Annotated in this window: 11 protein-coding genes; 5 read left to right on the top strand and 6 right to left on the bottom strand. The window is 52.3% G+C overall.

The window, feature by feature from the left end; genetic code table 11:
* Positions 1-35: 35 nt before the first annotated feature.
* The 4 genes from BUC02_RS02985 to BUC02_RS02970 all read right to left on the bottom strand — a co-directional run bounded on the left by BUC02_RS02985 (position 36) and on the right by BUC02_RS02970 (position 7,395).
* On the bottom strand, positions 36-1,895 hold the full coding sequence (locus BUC02_RS02985) for a glycosyl hydrolase (protein WP_083564354.1): 1,860 nt from the start codon (positions 1,893-1,895) through the stop codon (positions 36-38).
* Positions 1,896-2,025: 130 nt separating this feature from the next.
* The gene (locus BUC02_RS02980; RefSeq protein WP_073318423.1) at positions 2,026-3,777 is read right to left on the bottom strand and encodes a glycosyl hydrolase; all 1,752 of its coding nucleotides are present in this window, start codon (positions 3,775-3,777) and stop codon (positions 2,026-2,028) included.
* 126 nt (positions 3,778-3,903) lie between these two features.
* Positions 3,904-6,210: a glycosyl hydrolase gene (locus BUC02_RS02975; RefSeq protein ID WP_073318420.1), complete on the bottom strand. Its 2,307-nt coding sequence runs from the start codon at positions 6,208-6,210 to the stop codon at positions 3,904-3,906.
* A gap of 159 nt (positions 6,211-6,369) precedes the next feature.
* The gene (locus tag BUC02_RS02970) at positions 6,370-7,395 is read right to left on the bottom strand and encodes an aldose 1-epimerase (protein WP_073318416.1); all 1,026 of its coding nucleotides are present in this window, start codon (positions 7,393-7,395) and stop codon (positions 6,370-6,372) included.
* A 96-nt stretch (positions 7,396-7,491) separates the two neighbouring features.
* Here BUC02_RS02970 and mnmE point away from each other — a divergent pair, with 96 nt between their 5' ends.
* Positions 7,492-8,844 carry a tRNA uridine-5-carboxymethylaminomethyl(34) synthesis GTPase MnmE gene (gene mnmE, locus BUC02_RS02965; RefSeq protein ID WP_254794066.1) on the top strand — a complete coding sequence of 451 codons (1,353 nt, stop codon included), beginning with the start codon at positions 7,492-7,494 and terminating at the stop codon, positions 8,842-8,844.
* Entirely contained in the window at positions 8,834-9,706 is an 873-nt protein-coding gene (locus BUC02_RS02960) for a GRP family sugar transporter (RefSeq protein WP_073318412.1), read from the top strand. The genes mnmE and BUC02_RS02960 overlap by 11 nt, the downstream gene beginning before the upstream one ends.
* Positions 9,707-9,725: 19 nt before the next feature.
* Here BUC02_RS02960 and BUC02_RS02955 read toward each other — a convergent pair whose 3' ends face one another.
* Positions 9,726-11,849, bottom strand: a complete 2,124-nt coding sequence (locus BUC02_RS02955; RefSeq protein WP_073318409.1) for a glycoside hydrolase family 9 protein — start codon at positions 11,847-11,849, stop codon at positions 9,726-9,728.
* Positions 11,850-12,608: 759 nt separating this feature from the next.
* On the opposite strand from BUC02_RS02955, the gene BUC02_RS02950 reads away from it, so the two are divergent.
* Positions 12,609-12,845: a hypothetical protein gene (locus BUC02_RS02950; protein WP_073318406.1), complete on the top strand. Its 237-nt coding sequence runs from the start codon at positions 12,609-12,611 to the stop codon at positions 12,843-12,845.
* Between the two features lie 373 nt (positions 12,846-13,218).
* Here BUC02_RS02950 and BUC02_RS02945 read toward each other — a convergent pair whose 3' ends face one another.
* On the bottom strand, positions 13,219-14,820 hold the full coding sequence (locus BUC02_RS02945) for an FISUMP domain-containing protein (RefSeq protein WP_073318403.1): 1,602 nt from the start codon (positions 14,818-14,820) through the stop codon (positions 13,219-13,221).
* Between the two features lie 390 nt (positions 14,821-15,210).
* Between BUC02_RS02945 and BUC02_RS02940 the strand changes: the two genes are divergently transcribed.
* Positions 15,211-16,152: an aldolase catalytic domain-containing protein gene (locus BUC02_RS02940; RefSeq protein WP_073058176.1), complete on the top strand. Its 942-nt coding sequence runs from the start codon at positions 15,211-15,213 to the stop codon at positions 16,150-16,152.
* A gap of 268 nt (positions 16,153-16,420) precedes the next feature.
* On the top strand, positions 16,421-17,254 hold the full coding sequence (locus BUC02_RS02935) for a hypothetical protein (RefSeq protein WP_139260989.1): 834 nt from the start codon (positions 16,421-16,423) through the stop codon (positions 17,252-17,254).
* Positions 17,255-17,260 lie beyond the last annotated feature (6 nt).

Genomic DNA, 17,260 nt, shown 5'->3' with positions numbered 1-17,260 from the left:
CGAGTCCCTGTTTGCTAAAGTCATTTTTGTAGGCTTTATTTAACTCTTATTCTCTGCGCATAGCTTGCGGTGCCGTTCTTGGCGCGTACAATGTAGTTGCCGTTTGCGATTCCGTCGAGGCTGAATTGCAAGGTGCCTGCGGGCAGGTTGCCCTTGGCGAGGCTTGCGACCTTGTGGCCGAGCATGTCAAACAGGGCAATGTTTGTGTGGCCTGTTTGCGGAACGGTAATGCTCAAGTTATTGCCTTGTAGTGTAATGTTTAATTTGTTTGTAATTACGCTGCGAATTGGGGTGGTGCCGGCGTTTACGTTATCCCAGCCGGGCATGTCGTCGAGAGCGATAATGCGTTCGTCGTCCAGGTTACGCTTCCACATGTCGGCAGGAGTCTTTTCCAAGAAGTTTCCGCTCCAGGTCTGGCTCCAGGTCATCCAGTAGCTCCAATAAGCCTTGTCTTCGGCAATGCTGTCGATGTCCGGAATAGCACCGTTTTCGCTCAAGGCAATCATCTTGCTTGTGCCCACGTCGCTCACAATCTTGTTGTAGTAATTGGCTGCAGAATTGTGGTCATTCAGCGGGTCGTAAATATCGACTGCGACAATGTCCACGTATTCATCGCCAGGGTACCAAGCTGCATTCAGGGCGCTGTAGTCGTAACCGAATTTCGGGTCGGTATTGATGTTCCAGACCCAGATTAGGTTGGTGAGCTTGTTGGTCTTGACCATGCGATCGAATACCAGGCGGTACAGCTGCACATAGCATTCGGGGCTTGCGGTACCCCACCAGAACCAGCCACCGCTCGCTTCGTGGAGCGGACGCCATATGACGGCGATTCCCTTGTCTTGCAGCTGTTTGAAGTAGCCCGAAACAATGTCTACGTCGGCGACAATGTCCTTGTATTCCTGCGAGGTCTCGTCAAGTTCCTGGCATTGTTCGCCCTTGAAAGCCTTGGTGTAGTTAAAGCAGGTATTTGTGTTCGAAGTGCCCATGACGCCTTCGGTGCAGCCTGGGTTGTTAAAGCCTGCGGGAGTGCCCTGCGTGTAGAATACGGTGTCTTCGCCGACCTTCCAGTGCCAAGTATAAGTCGGAATGCCGCCCATGTTCCACAAGTCTTCGGTCATGAGCAAGTTGTTTTCGGTGTAGCCCTTGAACCAACCTTCTTCGTGGTGGCCGCCTGCGGCAAACAGCATGTCGAAGCCGCCAATAGCGGGGTAGTGGCCGCTACGCTTGTAGAATTCGGCGATATCGGTCTGGCCCTTCCACGAAACTTCTTCGTCGCTGAACTTGCAAGAGTCCGCGGGTGTGCAGCCGCCAGGCGGAATGAGTCGCATGTTGCCGTAATCGTAGTTGAAATTTTGGTCGCTAATCATCATGCCGCTAACAGTCTTTTTACCGAAGTTTTCGCGCAGGAAGGAGTAGAGTTTCTTGGCGCTTTCGCTGGCGTTCGGCGTGACCGGGCTTGTACTGATTTTGAATTCCGGATCGGGGTGGCGTTCGACGGTAATGTAGTCCACGCCAAGAGCCTGGTTACCTACGGTAATCTTGTTTTCGCCGACCTTCATTTTGGCCGAAGCCGAAACCACGTAACTCGAATCGCAGTTGCGCGGGGTGGTAAGCATGGAGCCTACATCCACACCGTTGACCGCGATTTTAGAGGTGGTCCAGTCGTATTGCTTGATTAAAACCTTGGTGGTAATATCGTAGACGGCGGTTTCTTCGACCTTGACGGTGAACGTGATGCCGCTAGGGTCTGCGGTCTTTGCGTATTTTCCGCCCGAAAATTCGGCGCCTTCGGCAACGCTTGCGCCCGGCAAATCTTCGGCTTCGTACATGGTGGGGGCTGCAAAAGCAGACACCATAGAGAATGCGGACAGCGCCGCGAGTAATTTACATCCCATACAACACTCCTTAATTTATGCCTTAAATATACCTTCGAATGGCCGCGATTTTCATTTTGAAAGCAAAAAAGCGAAAAAGATGTTGTCTTTCCCGCAATAATCGTTTTACGCGCTTTTTAGCGAAATTTGGCTATTTTAGCGTGATTTTGAGGCTCTGAGTCAATCCGTTCGCCTGAATTTTTACTAGGTACGGTCCGCGGGCGAGGCGTGAAAGCGCAATCGTGCCGTTCTGGCTCATTTTTCTTACGAGCACGCGGTTTCCTTGCAAATCGTAAATCGAAATCTGGGTCACGCTGGCGTTCAGGTTCACCTGCAAATCGCGACCGACAAGCCGGACTGCGGGGGAGGCTTTCTTGGAGGTGGCGATTGCGGTCGGCTGCATTTCGTACTTGTCCCAGCCGGGCATGTCTTCGAGCGTGATGATGTAATCGTTGTTCATCACGGTCTTCCAGCTTTCGGCGTTGTTGTCATTGGCCCAACCTTCCATGGCGTAGTCGCCGTACCACGGCATGAACCAGCTCCAGTTCGCGCCATCGGCCTTCATTTCGTCGGGGTAGGGCACGGAGCCGTTTTCGGACAAGGTGACGATCTTTTTAGCGCCGTACATTTCCTTGACTTTTTCGAAGGAACTCACGAGCGAGGCGTGGTTTGCTTCGCGGGGGTAGTAGTAATAGTCGCGGCCTACGACGTCTACGTATTCGTCGCCTGGGTACCAGTCCAGTGCATCGGGGGCTTCGTCGGTGGTCCAGACCCAAATCAGGTTGTGCAGCCCCTTCTTGTTCACGAAGGTGTCGAACATGAGTTTGTACAGGGCGACGCAAGGCTTTGCGCCATCGGTGCCCCACCAGAACCATTTACCGCTCGCTTCATGCAGTGGGCGCCACAGCACGGCAACGCCTTCTTTCTGGAGCGTCAAAAGCGAATCGGCAATCGTTTCCATGTCGCGCATAAGGGCCTTGTATTCGTCGCTGTCGGTTTTCCACTTGCCGGTGGTGGTGTCGTAAGCAAGTCCGATGCTGAATTCGGTAAAAGGCGTGTTGCCGCTAGATTCGGTGTAAAACGCTTCCACGTCGTGCATCGGGTCTTTCCAATGCCAGTTGAATTGCGGAATGCCGCCCTTTTTCCATACGGTCTTTGCCATTTCCAAGGAGGCATGCGTATAGCCTTGATACCACTGCTGGTCAGAACTCTTGCCGGAAGAATGCAAGAAGTCGAAACCGACGAGCACCACGTTCTTGCCGCTCGCTTTGTTGATGTAGCTGAGTTCGGTCTGGGTGTCAAAATCTTGCGGGGTGTACTGCCCGTTGTTTTCGAAGGGGCGTTCGGTCATCACGCCGCTGATGGTGCGCTTGCCAAAATTGCTGAGCAAGAAGTTGTAGAGTTTCAGGGCGCTTTCGGTGGGTTCAGGCGTTACAGGAGTCGGGCTGATGTTCCAGGGGGTCGCCTCGTATTCCGAAACTTCAATGTAGTCAACGGCCACCCATCCCCAGGAATGGACTATCCCGATTGCGTTTTCACCTTTTTTTAGCTTGATTTTACCCGCCGCCTTGAGGACCTTAAAATCATCGGAAACTCCGAAGGTCACCTGACCGGCGGAGCTTCCGTTCAAAGTCAGATTCTGGGTTTTGCTGCCGCGATCGGTGGGGAGCTTGTAGCTTACGTACAGCGTGTAGTAGCCGTCGCTTGGCATGTTGACGGTGAATGCGAGGTCGCCTTCGCCCATTTCGACATATTTGCCGCCCGAGGCTTTTGCGTCGGTCAATGTCTCGATTTTGTGGTCGTCGGCAGGTACGGCGTCTTCGGCTTCGACGCGGATGGCCGCTGCCATGGAGTAGGTCGAAAAAGCGAGCGCTGTCGCGGTCAAAAACTTGTAGGTATTCATACAACCTCCGGTTCCATTTTAAAATACATTATTTTCCCCGAAATTGAAAATTCATTGTTCAAATAGAAGAATCCCCGCGGCAAACTTGCGTCGACCACGGGGATTCTAGGAGTCATGAAGAGAAACTTACTTGATTAATACCGGCTGGGTAGCGGCAATGCCTGCGCCCTTGACGCGCACGATGTAGCGGCCCTTGGGCATGTCGGCGAGGCTGAATGCGCTGGTGCCTGCGGCGAGGTTGCCCTTGTAGAGTGTAGCCACGCGCTTGCCGTTCATGCCGAACACTTCGACGGCAACCATGCCAGCCTTGGTGGTAGTGAGCGAGACGGTCTTGCCCGAGACGCCGAGCTTGGCGGAGGCGCTTGCCTTGGCGACCACCGGCTTGATGGCGGCAGGTGCGCCCGTTTCGTCGACGAGTTCGATCTTTGCGATATGACCCTTGCTCTGGTCGGCAGCGGTGAAGAGTTCGGTCTTCTTGTCGAATGCGGAAATCACCTTGCCGTTGTCGGCGACGAGTTCGTCGAAAATCACGGTTCCTTCGAAGCCTACTGCTGCAACCATGAGCGTTACAGAGAAGAGGTTGTCGAGATCGATCGGATGTTCTACCTTGTCGTCATCTTCGTACTTGGTGATGTCGAATTCGCAAGTAGCAGAGGCTCCGTCGTTAATCCAGCAGCCGGTGGAGGTAGACATTTCCCATGTCCAGGCGTCGTCCTTCATGCCGTTCCTTACAAAGGCGAGACCAACCCAGATGCCATTGTCTGCACCGCCGGAACCGTTATTTGTAATCTTCAACGAAACTGTCGTTGCACCAGTGAGGTTCGGAACCTTTTTGAGTTCGATGTTTGCACCGCTGTCGTTCAAGGCAGTGTAGGTCACGGCCATCATCAGGTTCTTGTAGTCTTCGGGAGTTGCTTCGCCGGCACCGTACTTGGCGTTTTCGGTCGAGGTCGGGCATGCCTTTGTTGCAGAGGCTGCTTCATTATAGTTGTCCCAACCCGGCATTTCGTCGAGCGTGATGATTCGTTCGTCGGCGAGGTTCTTCTTCCATACGCTTTCGGCGGTTTGGCTCACGAAGCCTGCAGACCAGGATTCGTACCACGGCATCCACCAGCTCCAGGGGGCGTTTTCTGCGTACATGTTGTCGACATCGGGAATCGGGCCGTTTTCGCTGAGGGCGATAATCTTGTTGGTGCCGCCCTTGTTGGCAAAGTCGATGAATGCAGCGCTGTTGCTCTGGTGATCGTTTGCCTTGTTGTAAATGTCAACGCTAAGAACGTCGTAGTAGGTTTCGCCCGGAGTCCAGGAAAGCTTGGAGGCGTCTTGCGGGTTAAAGTCCCAAATCAAGTTGTTCACGCCGTTCTTGAACACCATGCGTTCATAGAGCAACTGGTAGAGGGCGATAAACTGCTTGCCCGTATTGATGCTCCACCAGAACCAGTTTCCGCCGGATTCATGCAACGGGCGGAAGATGGCAGCAACGCCTTCTTTCTGGAGGTCCAAGAAAATCTGGGAAACGTGGTCGATATCTCCGACAATTGCCTTGTAAGCGGCAGAAGTCGTGTCCCAAGTGGTGGAACCCTTGATGAATGCTTCGGAGAAGTCGAATTCGGTGTAGGTGTCATGAGCACCCTTCACGTAGAATTCAACTTCGTCACCCGGGCGCCAGTGCCACGTGAAGGCCGGAATGCCGCCCTTCTTCCAGGTGGTTTTTGCGATATCGATAGCCTTTTCGGTGTACTGCTGGAACCAGCCTTCGTCCTTGTTGGCACCGGTTGCGTTCATGAGGTCTGCACCGATGAGTGCCGGGTACTTGCCGCCGGCCTTGTAAACTGCTTGCACGTCTTCGTGCTGGGTGGCATCGCCAATGGTGTAGGCATCCATGTTACCGGTCATGACGCCAGAAATAGTCTTCTTGCCAAAGTTGTTGACCAAGAAGTTGTAAAGCTTGATTGCAGAAGGGGTGGCGTTCTTGGTAACGGGAGCGTTGCAAAGGGTGAATGCCTTGGCTTCGAATTCCTTGACTTCGATGTAGTCTACATCGATCCAGCCCCAGCTATTGGTAATGGCGATCGTGTTTGCGCCTGCTGCAAGTGTAAGGACGGTTTCGACATCGACAAACTTGCCTTTGTCTGTAACCGGGAAGGAAACCTGAGAGGTTGTACTGCCGACACCGACATAGTTGATCTTGTCGCCACCGTAGTTGTTCATGTAGTGGACCACTACGCTGTATTGGCCGGCTTTCTCGACGGTAACAGCGGGGAACGTGATGTCGCCGCCGTTCATCTTGACGTACTTGCCGCCCGATGCTTCGGTATTGGAGGCGACAGCTGCGTCTTTGGTGAGTGTTCCGTCTTCGGCTTCGTACTGCGCCGCACTTGCAGATGCTGCAGCGGCAAGGCCGAATGCGAGAAGGGTTTTAGTAAATTCCATAACAGACTCCTATATTGTCGTCTTCGAAAATAGGTTTTAAAAAACGCAAATCAAAGAATATTTTGAATCGTGTTGAATAAATCGTTGGGTGATTCTCAACAAAAAAATCCGCCATTTTGGCGGATTTCGTAGCATGCAGTTTACAAAAAACTTGCGTTTTTATAACTCGATGCCCGTTTTTTCGTGGAATCGGAACCCGAATGTAAACGTGCGTTCTTCACCAGGCGGAATTACGATGAGGCCGCGGTGATGGTTCAATGCATCGGGCTCTGCAGTCATGGGCTCGATAGCGATGCTCATGCGGTCAGGCGGAGTGTAGATCTGGATTGCATTATATTGCTCGACACCGGCCTTCTGCCAAATATCAAGCGAATAGTTGTCGCTTTCGAGCGATACGTGAGCGTTGTTGATAAAGTCAGAACCGTTGGCCTGCAATTCCGTGACATCTTTTTCAAGGCAGAAACAGTCGTTAATAAATTCGTCGTTAATCTTGCGGCCGCTTTCGAAACGGGAGTCTTCTTTGAATTCGCCGGTCGGAATGTCCGCCTTGTCCAACAGGGCAAGCGAGCAGCTGGGCAATTTCATGGTCAAGTTGTCAATCTTTTCGCCCAAAGTAAAGTACGGGTGCCAGCCTTCGGAATAGGGCATATCGGTGTTGCCGACGTTTTTGACGGTCGAGGTAATCGAAACGCTTTCGCCCGTGAAGGTGATGGTGTTTGTGGCACGGAAGGGGAACGGGAAACCGGCAAATGCACCCGGCCAGTCACAAGTGAATACGGCGGTGCAACTGTCTGCTTCGCTTTCAAAAGATTCGAATTCCCATTCCTTGTTCTGCAAGAATCCGTGCAGGGCATGCGGAGCCCAGCTTACGTTGTTCACAAGTTCGTAAGTCTTGCCCTGCCAGGTGAATTTGGCGTAGGCAGTGCGGCCGGGGAAGGGGGTGAGCCTGCAACCGGCATTTGTGTCAGGAGAAATTTTTCTAAGGGTAGGTTCGTCTTTGTAGCCGTAGAGCAAATCGAGCATTGTCGAGGTTCGGGTATTTTGCTGATTTTCTACGGGGACTCGCCAACCGTTGAGTCCGCAGCCAAAACCGTTCAGAATTTCAAATTCGGCTCCGTCATCGCGTTGAAGCACGAAACAGGGGATGGTGCCCAAGGGGCGGAAAATTAGTTTGAATTGGCTCATAGGTTAATAAATGTACAATAAATAAGGGAAAAATGCCCTATTGCAATAATCAAATAAGAAAATATTAAAATACAATATGTCAATTTTCGTACATAAATGAAGGCCTCGGGTGCTTTTGCTATCTTTGCCGCCATGGATTCCCAGACGATTGTAGCTCCGATGACGCCTACGGGCGTGAGTGCCGTAGCGGCCCTCCGAGTGAGTGGTTCGCAGGTGCGTTTGGTGGTGGAACGCCTGTTTGGAACGAAGACTGCCAAGGCTCTTGTGCCCCGCATGGCAAACCTCGGCACGGCCCGCGACCCGGAATCGGGCAAGGTGCTCGATAGCCTCTTGTTCATTTATTTTGAATCGCCCAATTCTTATACCGGCGAAGACGTGCTGGAACTTTATCCGCACGGAAACCCGCTGATTGTGCGCGACTTGCTGCAGGCGATTCGCCGCATCGAAGGCGTGCGCCTGGCCGAACCGGGCGAATACACGCGCCGTGCCTTCTTGAACGGCAAGATGGACTTGACCCAGGCCGAATCGGTGGCCGACGTGATTCACAGCGCGAACCGTGCGGAACTGGAAAACGCCCACCGCTTGCTGGGCGGCGCACTTTCGAAAAAGATTGCGACGCTCACGGCACAGGTGAAAGACATTTCGGCCCGCCTGGAACTCGATGTGGACTTTGCCGAAGAAGAAGCCGACCCCGATTTTGCAGGCTGGGAGGCGCGCTTTGTCTCTATACGCGAATCTATCCAGCAGATTTTGAACAGCTTCCGCGGAAAGGCCGCGTTGAGTAGGCTCCCGCTGGCAGTTCTCTATGGCGCCCCGAATGCGGGCAAGTCGAGCCTGGTGAATGCACTCCTCGGCGAAGACCGCGTGCTCGTGAGCAATGTGCCGGGCACCACGCGCGACTTTGTCGAAGTGAGACTCTTCTTGGAAGGCGGTGAAATCCGCCTGGTCGATACCGCAGGCATTGCAGAGCATGCCACCGACGAACTCGATGCGCTCAGCATGAAAAAGTCCCGCGAGATTTTGGAAGAAGCCGACCTCAAGATTTTAGTTCTCGATGGTACGGACTCAGGCGAGCCGGTTGTCCAGCCTGATTTTATAGTCCACTCCAAGTGCGATGTGCGCGGAACCCTTCCCGAAACGGGACTCCGTATTTCATCCAAGACAGGTGCGGGCCTTGCCGAACTCAAGAGCGTCATGAATTCCGCCTTGTTCAAAAAATGTGAAAACGAAGAAGACCTCTGGATTACAAGCGAACGCGAAAAGGCATGCCTCGAAGACGCTTATGCCGGCGTGAACCGAGTGCTCGATTTGCTGCATAGAAATCCGGCGGTGGAACTGCTCGCCTTTGAAATGCAACTGGTGCGTCGCGCATTACAAAGTATAACAGGCGAAATTTCGTCCGAAGACATTTTACAATCTATTTTCGCGGGGTTCTGCATTGGAAAGTAGTTATATCGGAGCTTTGCTTGCCATTTTCATGTTCGGCTCCTACATGGTGCCCCTTAAAAAATGGCCGAATTATTCCAGCTGGGCATACCTTTCGATGATGACCTTGGGCGCGCTTTTGAGTGCGCTTGTCGTGGCGTTTTATACGGGCACGTTCAACGTGCACCCGGTGGGCGTGTTTTGCGGTCTCTTGTGGGTCGTGGGCGGAGCCTTCTGTTTTTGGGCGGTGCAAGCCGAGGCTGATCTTGCGGGTGCCGGCGTGCGCTCCATGGGGGTGAGCATTCTGGCCTCGTTCCTTTCGGGCGTGCTCCTGTTCGGCGAACAGTCCAAGTTCTTCCTCTCGATTCCGGCGATTGCATGCTTTTTGATCGGGCTTTCGCGCTTGTCGCCGTCGCATGGTGGTTCCGTATTCAAGAACTGGCGTTCGCTTTTGGGCGGTTTTGCCTTCGGTACATACTTGATTCCCTATAAGCTTGCAGTTCAGTCGGGCCTCTCGATGACCGATGTTGAATTCCTTTGCCCGTTTACCATCGGCATTTTTGTCGGCAGCCAGGCGCTGATTGCCGTGCTTGAAATCCGCCGTAAAAAGATGTTCGAATACAAGCTTGTGCCGAGCGTTGTTACCGTTTTGATGGGTGTGCTCTGGACGATCGGCATGCACGGCTGCTTCTGGGCTATCGATGTGAACGGCGCGCTCGGTTATGCCATCGGTTATCCGCTCACGCAGCTGAACTTGCTGGTGAACCTCGGCTGGGGCGTGTTCGTTTTCGGTGAATACAAAACGGCCCGCGAACGAATCAAGTTGCTTTTGGCGACCTTCATCATTCTCGCGGGCGCTGTTTTGCTGACCCTGTCGAAGGGCTAGCCGGGGCGTTTGCCCTCTTTTATTTTATCACAATCTTCTTTGCTCCAAAGCCGTCAACCTTGACCATGTAGATTCCGCTCTGCACGTTGTTGAGGTTCAGCGTTGCGTGTCCGGCGGTAAGCATTGCGGTCGTAATTTCTGCGCCATTGATTCCCAAGACTTGCACCTTTGCGGTACCGCGGGCGTTTACCGTAAGCGTGCGACCCTGAGTCAGCACCGAGAACTTTGCACTTGCGATGGTCTTAGGCTTGATTGCATCAGGGTTGTATAGCTTAATTGGGTTTTCATCGTAACGGGTGGCAAGTGCCATTAGGTACCAGGTGCTATGCGGTAGCCACTGTTCCACCCAACGCCAGTTGTTCCACGGTTCTTTGGGATCAAAGCCTACGTAGGCAACGCCATCGTCATCCCAGGCGATTCCCGAACCGTCCGTACTCTTGCCGGTAATGCCGTTTGCGATGCCTCCCTTGAGGGTTGCGTCATAGTCGGAGGTGCCGTCGTACTTGGCGGGGTTCTTTTTACCGATGCCGTACATCATGCAGGTGCCGTAGGGGTTCTTGCCCAAAATCCAGTCGAGCTGGTCGGTTGCGTACTTGTTGATGTTAGTGTCGAGGAGGCTTAAATCACTTGCGACAAGCGATGCCGCTGCTGCAAGGCTTGCGATACGGGCGTCTTCGCCTTGCCACCAGTACTTGCTTTCGTTGTCGTGCGGGATAAAGAAACCATCCTTGATGTTTCCGCCAGTTTTGTAAGTCTGACGGGCGTAACCGAACGGGTTTTCGACCTTGTTTGTAATGGAGATGAGCCAGCTCAAGTGCTTGCGAACGGCAGATAGTGCTGTCTTGTAGATGATTTCACCGTTGGTGGCGGAACAGTCAAATTCAGGGGGACAAGGTTCGCGTGCGATTTGCATTTCCGCTTCCAGGAATCGCATCAAGGCAATCAGCGGGAGTCCTGCGTCGCTTGCGTGCCAGAACGGACGAGTCTTCGCGTCGTCGCTCCAGAAATATCCGTCTTCGCTAATGCGGGCGGCGAGGTGTCCAGCGCGGCTTTCCATATCGTCCATGTAGGAGGCTTTTCCCGTAGCGAGGAACAATTCCGTTGCCGCAAGGAGTGCGGTGTAGTCATCAATGATGTTTTCCTTGCCGTCGTCGCAGTAGGCGCAATTGCTACCGATGCTTTGTTTTTCAGAGAGGTGTGCATAAGCTTTCTCGGCTGCAGCGAGGTACTGTTCGCTGGTGAAATCGCCTTTGACTCCAAGTTTTGCCACGCGGGCAAGGCCGGCAATGGCCATGCCGCCGCCTTCGCGGAATGCCGTCTGGTAATTATTGCTCTTGACGCCGTCGGAACCGCTAAAGGCGCAAAGGTAGCGATTTCCCATGCCCCAGTTGTCGAACACAGTCATGTAGAAGAATCCCTGTTCGTCAAGCATGCGTACCAAGAAGTCTGCGCCGTAGGCGGCTTCGTCTGCGGTTTTTGCCTTGGTGCTTGTAGACGCGAGTAGCTCCGGAATGCGCTCCGCTGTAAAAGCGAGTGCCCACACCGTTAGGGGAATCTGTTGCGGATTCAAATAGTTGGCGTAAGATAGATGACTCAGGTACTTGCTCACGTCGCCGCTAGCATCGTACCAGCCGCCGCGAACATCGCGCGTAACGCCCGAACTCCCGTAAACGGAAACCTTCTGGTCCCATTCGGTAATGGGAGCCTTGTCGGCGCGGTCGTCGTAGAAGTAGTCCAGCACCATGCCGAGGGTGCTCTTGGCAAGCTGGTTTCCGCCTACAGAGAATTCCGCTGATGTGGAGGGGCTGCCTGTGACATCGCCGATATAGTACGTTCCTGCGTACATAAAACTGTAGGGAATTTCGATGCGATAGTATTTCCCGCTTTTAGACCAATTGTCGGGATTTTCGCCTTTGCCAAATACGCCCTCTGCTAAAACTTGCGCGGGTAAACCTTGAGTTTGGGGCATGTTGTCGCGATTAAAGTAAAGGCTCCACTTGGTTCCTTCGAGTTCTTCGGTACTTTGTACTACGGCCGAAAATGGCATGCCCAAGTCGTAGCCCGCCTCGTTAAGGAAAAACGTGTTGTCCGCGAATGCGGAAGCCGCAATCGCAAAGGGGAGAAGTTTGCAAACTGTATTCATAGGCTTGAATATAATTTATTGCCCCCCGAATATCAACAACCCGGCGTAAAAGTGTGTTTTCAGTCAAAACAACGCCCCCTAGGAACGTCTTGCGCGAAAAGATATTTTTACGTGACTGTACCCATGGCTTGCGGACAAGCTGTTTTTGTGATGGGGGAGGCTTCCACAGTCCTTGCAAAGAAGGACATCCTTCGCCTAAGGTTTTTGTTCGCTTCGCTCTCTACTCATATATGAAATTCACGGCAGCATAGCTGCCGAGGCTCAGGACCTCGGCAAAGCCTGTAGTCTTTGCCTACCCCCTCGCCTAGGGGCGCAACCCCTAAAACCCCAATGAGCCACACGGATTGTACTATGTACTAAATGCTTGGCTCGAAAATAGGCTTGCAAGCAATCCTGCTTCACTCGCCTTACGCATTTATCGATTTTGCTAACGCAAAATCTGGATATGTAAAAAGTTGCTTCTAATTGTCTTGCCGGGCTTGACCCGGCATCTCCTTTTTCTAGTTGCGTAGAAGCGTTTTTTATTAGTGCAATAACGACTGCATCTGATTTTTTGAAGCTTCTAGCTACCGCTTTCCGAAGATGATATTATACCCTAAGCAGGCTCGTGGTGGTGTTTTCAGAATTTATTTCTGCATGGCCCTGAACGAGTTGAATACGCTCATTCTGTTGTGTGCGAAAATGAAACAATATAAAGAACTTGTTAAACAAGGAGTCATGCGATGAAAAAAGATCAAGTCCTGGATTTCATGGGTTCGCTTGAAAGAGAAGACGAATCCTTCTTACAAGCAACTGCAGAAGATGGCGGAAGCTGTCGGTGGCGATTTGTTTGTGACACCGATGAAAAATATGACCGTCCTGGTCCCATATGACTTGCAGGAATCTGTGCGGAAAATGTCGGCCGACGCAGGCAAAACGACGAACGAATATTTGGAAAGTGTTTTGCGCAACGCTATAGATGATGCCCGCGCGAAAAAATCCAAACGAAGGAAATAAATTTTTTGTTTGGCTATCTAAAATTTCATTACGCCCCTTGCCAGCTTTTTGAATATTAGGTGCATTCATGCCCGACGCGTCATTCCATAGAAAGGAATGATGCGCTTTTGTTTTATTTGGCTTTGCCATCTCAGCAGACGTTCGAGAATATCAAACACATTGATGAAAACGGAGCCGAGTTCTGGTATGCGAGGGGGTTGCAGACGGCTTTGGAATATGCTCAATGGCGGCGCTTTCAGGAATCAATTGAAAGGGCTAAAATAGCTTGCGAGGCCAATGGGTTAATTGTCGGGGATCATTTTGCCGACGTCGGCAAAATGATAAATCTTGCCAAAGGTGCCCGGCGTGAAGTCGCCGACATGAAGCTTTCTCGTTATTCCTTAATGCATCTGACGGGGACGTATTCGCCGTTTTCGCGGGGGTCGACTTTTTCGTAATAAGCGAAGAAGTCGCTGTTCATTGCGTATTCGCCTTCTTCGACCCAGAACAGGTTGTAGCCAGATAGAGTCATGTCCATGCCGTAGGGGTCTACGCCGCCGTTTTTTCTGAGCGACAGGCCGAATTCGTCTGTTACGACTCTGGTGTTACCGGCAATGTGGGTTCCTATCGCGTACAGCTTGGGGTAGTATTTATCCGCTTCGGAGTAAGACATTTCTGTGATGTGGTTCCAGTCTTCTTTGGTGGGTAAGCGCCAGCCGGTGGGGCAAACTTTCTTGATCACGTTGACGGTGTAGAATCGGCTGGCTCCGTCGCAATAGGCGTTTTCGCTGGGGTCGTGCTTTTTGTGTTCTGCGACCTTGGCGCATTTGCTCTGGTTCACGAAAAGAGGATCGTCTCTGTCGTAGTAGTCGATGTCTTGCGCAAGCCAGGTTTTGCCTTCGTACACGGTTGTCTTGTACACATGCCCGTCGCGAGGGTCTTCGAAGGTGCCGTATTCAAAGTCCGGGTTCAAGAAATATTCTGCGGGTAACGATGCCGTGTTCGATATGGCGCGCCAGAAACTGTCGAGGCAGATGTAGGTCATGTCGTTGTTGTCGTTTCCCCTGACGACGACTCGGTCTCCGTTGTTGGTGCAAATCACGCCGTTCTTTTCTTTGCCGAGCATTTCGAGCGTGACCCACGAACCTTCCTCGCATACAAAATGGTCTTTGCCCAAGGTGATCATGGTGTCGCCGACGCTTGCGTTGCAGTAGGGCATGCCGTTGCACTTTCGCCAGATGTTGCGCATGATGGCCAATGGGTTGTTGATTTCGGGCGTGCTGATGAAGCAACCCAAGGGCATAAACAACATTGGGTAACCGTCCAAGGCGGCGTATGGGACTTGGTTGATGCAGTAGTTGTCCGCTTCTAGCGTGCCGTCGGCAAAGTCGTCGACCAAATCTTGATTCAGCGTATTCTCGCTTTTGTTTCCGTAAAGGAAGAATAGCGTGTATTCCAGTTGATATTCCGCGATGTAGGGGTTCTCCTGGAATAGGGTGTCTAGGCCGAGTTCGCGCTGGAGTTCTTCGATGGCGAGGTCTCTCGCGGAGTCGTTGCTTAAACCTTGCTGTACGAGGGTCTCGACTCGTTTCTGGATAAAGGCGTCGACCACGCCGAAGGTTTCGCTTTCTACGGGGGCGGTGGGCCTACAGCCTCTTTCTTGCGGAAAACTGATTCCGCCTGCTGGGCCGGAACCTGATTGCGCGGCGCTTGAAGAAGACTGTGTGCCTGTAACTGTGCCGCTTGACAGCGGAGCGTCCGAAGCGGTGTCGCTAGATTGTGTCTCGGCTGCGGAGCTCGACGACAAGACGCTTTTGTTGGACGATGACGATTCCTTGTCTGGAGTTGCGTTGCTTTCGCTGGAATATGAGATTTCGGATGATGAAATCTCTGAAACCAGTGGTTCGTTTTCGGGTGAGTTGGCGTTACTGCCGGAATCGTTTCCGCAGGCGCACAGAAAGAATGAAACTAATCCCCAAAAAATTTTCTTTTTCATAGTGTATAAAATAACTTTAAATTGCGGGAATGGCTTGGATTTTCTTTGATTTTATATACGCAAAATATGCGTAAAATGAAAATTACGCGAGCAGCCTTCGCCTGCTTGGTTATGAAGATTCTTATTCAAATGTCGGGCGTTTTTCGTTTCTGGAGGTCTGTTTTTCGGTTTTGGGAAATTTCTAACCCATTGATTTTGATAGAATTACAAACTTTTTGTTAAAAATAACGCAAAATATGCGTTGAAAATGTTCTTTTTTGAACGAAATGTTTTAAGGCTCTTGACCGGCTCTTTCGCAGAACCTATCTTTGCCTGCGAAACAATTAACCTTAACCACTAGCCGCTCGTGGCGACGCTCATACCTCAAAGCGAAGCGACCTCATAACCACTATGTACTACGAATCTATCAAAGTTTTGGACTGCACCATCCGCGATGGCGGCCTGGTGAACAAGCACGACTTCTCCCTTGAATTTGTGCGTCGCCTTTACACCCTCCTGTCTGCCGCCGGTGTGGACTATATGGAAATGGGTTACAAGAACTCTCCGGAACTTTTTGACCCCAAGGAATACGGTCCGTGGAAGTTCTGCGACGATGACCTGCTCTGGAAGGTGAAAGACGGTATCGATTCCAAGATCAAGATGGCTGTGATGGCTGACGTGGGCCGCGTGAACATGGACGCCGTGAAGCCCGCGAGCGAAAGCCCGTACCAGATGTTCCGCGTGGCAAGCTATGTGAAAAACATCGACAAGGGTATCGAGATGGTGAACGCCTTCCACGACATGGGTTACGAAACCACCCTGAACATCATGGCTGTGAGCCGTGACCGTGGCCCGGAACTCGACGAAGCCCTGCACCAGGTGAACGAAGAATGCAAGGCCGACGTGCTTTACTTGGTGGACAGCTTCGGTGCCTTCTACCAGGAAGACATCGATAAGGAAATTACCCGTTACCGCGGTATCGTGAAGGGCAAGAAGTTCGGCTTCCATGGCCACAACAACCAGCAGCTGGCTTTCTCCAACACGATTCAGGCAATCATTGACCACGTGGACTACCTCGACGGTTCCGTGTCCGGCATGGGCCGCGGCGCCGGCAACTGCACCACCGAACTCTTGCTCGGATTCCTGAAGAACCCGAAGTACGACCTGCGTCCGGTGCTTGACGCCTACCAGGAACTCTTCCTCCCGCTCAAGGAAAAGTACGAATGGGGCTACATCATTCCGCAGATGATTACGGGTATGCTGAACCGCCACCCGCAAGACGCCATCGCCGTCCGCAAGACCGAAGACCGCGACAACTACACCAAGTTCTATAATCATATGATGAATGACTAGGAGGCGAGCGTCGCAGGAACAAGCTAGCTTGTTCCTATGACCGAGCCGACGAGTCATGGGCTCGCGTAGCGAGACCAACGATTAAAGACCGCTCGCGCCCTTGATTTGAAAAATCAAGGGCCACGACTAATCATGAGTCAAATGCGGCGATAAACTATCCGGGTTTTAGGGCGGAGCCCTAGGAGAAGGGGTAGTGGAAAACGCAGCAGGGCTGCGATTGCAACGAGGGGGATTCTTCCCCCTTTGTTTTTTTTACTAGCTTATACCTGTGCGCTACTTATTCTTGCTGATTGTACTTGTATTTGGGTTGTCTGTCTCGTTTGCGGCAGACGGCGTAGACTCGCTTGAATCAGAGAATAAGTTGTCCGAAATCAGCACGGTTCCCTTGCCGGGGCAGACCGCCTACATGGAACAGGGACTTTCGTTCGGGCTTGGCTTTGGCGTGTACGACCCGCTGGACGAATGCGACTGCATGGGCGCCTGGCAGGCGCAACTCGAATACTTTTATAAAGATTGGATAAGCGGGGGAGTCAGTGCGCTCTTTTTCGGGGGCGACCTCGACCGCGACGCGATGATCGTTTACCAGCGGTACCGCCTGAATGTCAGGTTCCACATGGCGTCCGAAGAGTTCGACTTGTATGCTTCGCCGCTTCTGGGTTTTGAAAATACGAGTATCTCGGCGTTTAGAAAGCAGGTGCGCGGAAAGAAGACTGACTCGGAACAGCGGCAACATTACTGGTGGGATGACGATGCTGAAGACGACAAAGCCGATGCGGATTCCGTAGAAGTCAAAAATGACGACTGCCAAAAACTTTTTACGCTGGACGGTTTTTCTATCGGGCTTGCGCTGGGCGGCGGGTATGACCTGTCGGATTTGTTCGGCCTGACCGGCGAAGTTCATGTGGAATACAACTTTACCAAGGAATTCCTGCTGAACGTGGTTCCGGGGGTTGCCTTTAACCTGCGCGAAGTGTGGCCCTGGGCCAAGCGGACGCTCCGTTCGACCTGGATTTCGTTCGAAGTGGGGGCTCAAAAGGACTTCAACAAGGATATTGACGGGTGGTCGAACACCTTTTTCCTGGGAATTCAGTTCGGGGCGTAGGGTAGA

The sequence above is a fragment of the Fibrobacter sp. UWOV1 genome (assembly GCF_900142495.1).
Lineage (GTDB): Bacteria > Fibrobacterota > Fibrobacteria > Fibrobacterales > Fibrobacteraceae > Fibrobacter.
The sequence above is the reverse complement of the archived record's forward strand: the minus strand, read 5'-3'. Positions and strand labels throughout refer to the sequence as shown.

Bases quoted from the DNA above. Each gene is read 5' to 3' on its own strand.
- BUC02_RS02985 (WP_083564354.1), bottom strand. From the start codon at position 1,895: ATGGGATGTAAATTACTCGCGGCGCTGTCCGCATTCTCTATGGTGTCT.
- BUC02_RS02980 (WP_073318423.1), bottom strand. From the start codon at position 3,777: ATGAATACCTACAAGTTTTTGACCGCGACAGCGCTCGCTTTTTCGACC.
- BUC02_RS02975 (WP_073318420.1), bottom strand. From the start codon at position 6,210: ATGGAATTTACTAAAACCCTTCTCGCATTCGGCCTTGCCGCTGCAGCA.
- BUC02_RS02970 (WP_073318416.1), bottom strand. From the start codon at position 7,395: ATGAGCCAATTCAAACTAATTTTCCGCCCCTTGGGCACCATCCCCTGT.
- mnmE (WP_254794066.1), top strand. From the start codon at position 7,492: ATGAAGGCCTCGGGTGCTTTTGCTATCTTTGCCGCCATGGATTCCCAG.
- BUC02_RS02955 (WP_073318409.1), bottom strand. From the start codon at position 11,849: ATGAATACAGTTTGCAAACTTCTCCCCTTTGCGATTGCGGCTTCCGCA.
- BUC02_RS02945 (WP_073318403.1), bottom strand. From the start codon at position 14,820: ATGAAAAAGAAAATTTTTTGGGGATTAGTTTCATTCTTTCTGTGCGCC.
- BUC02_RS02940 (WP_073058176.1), top strand. From the start codon at position 15,211: ATGTACTACGAATCTATCAAAGTTTTGGACTGCACCATCCGCGATGGC.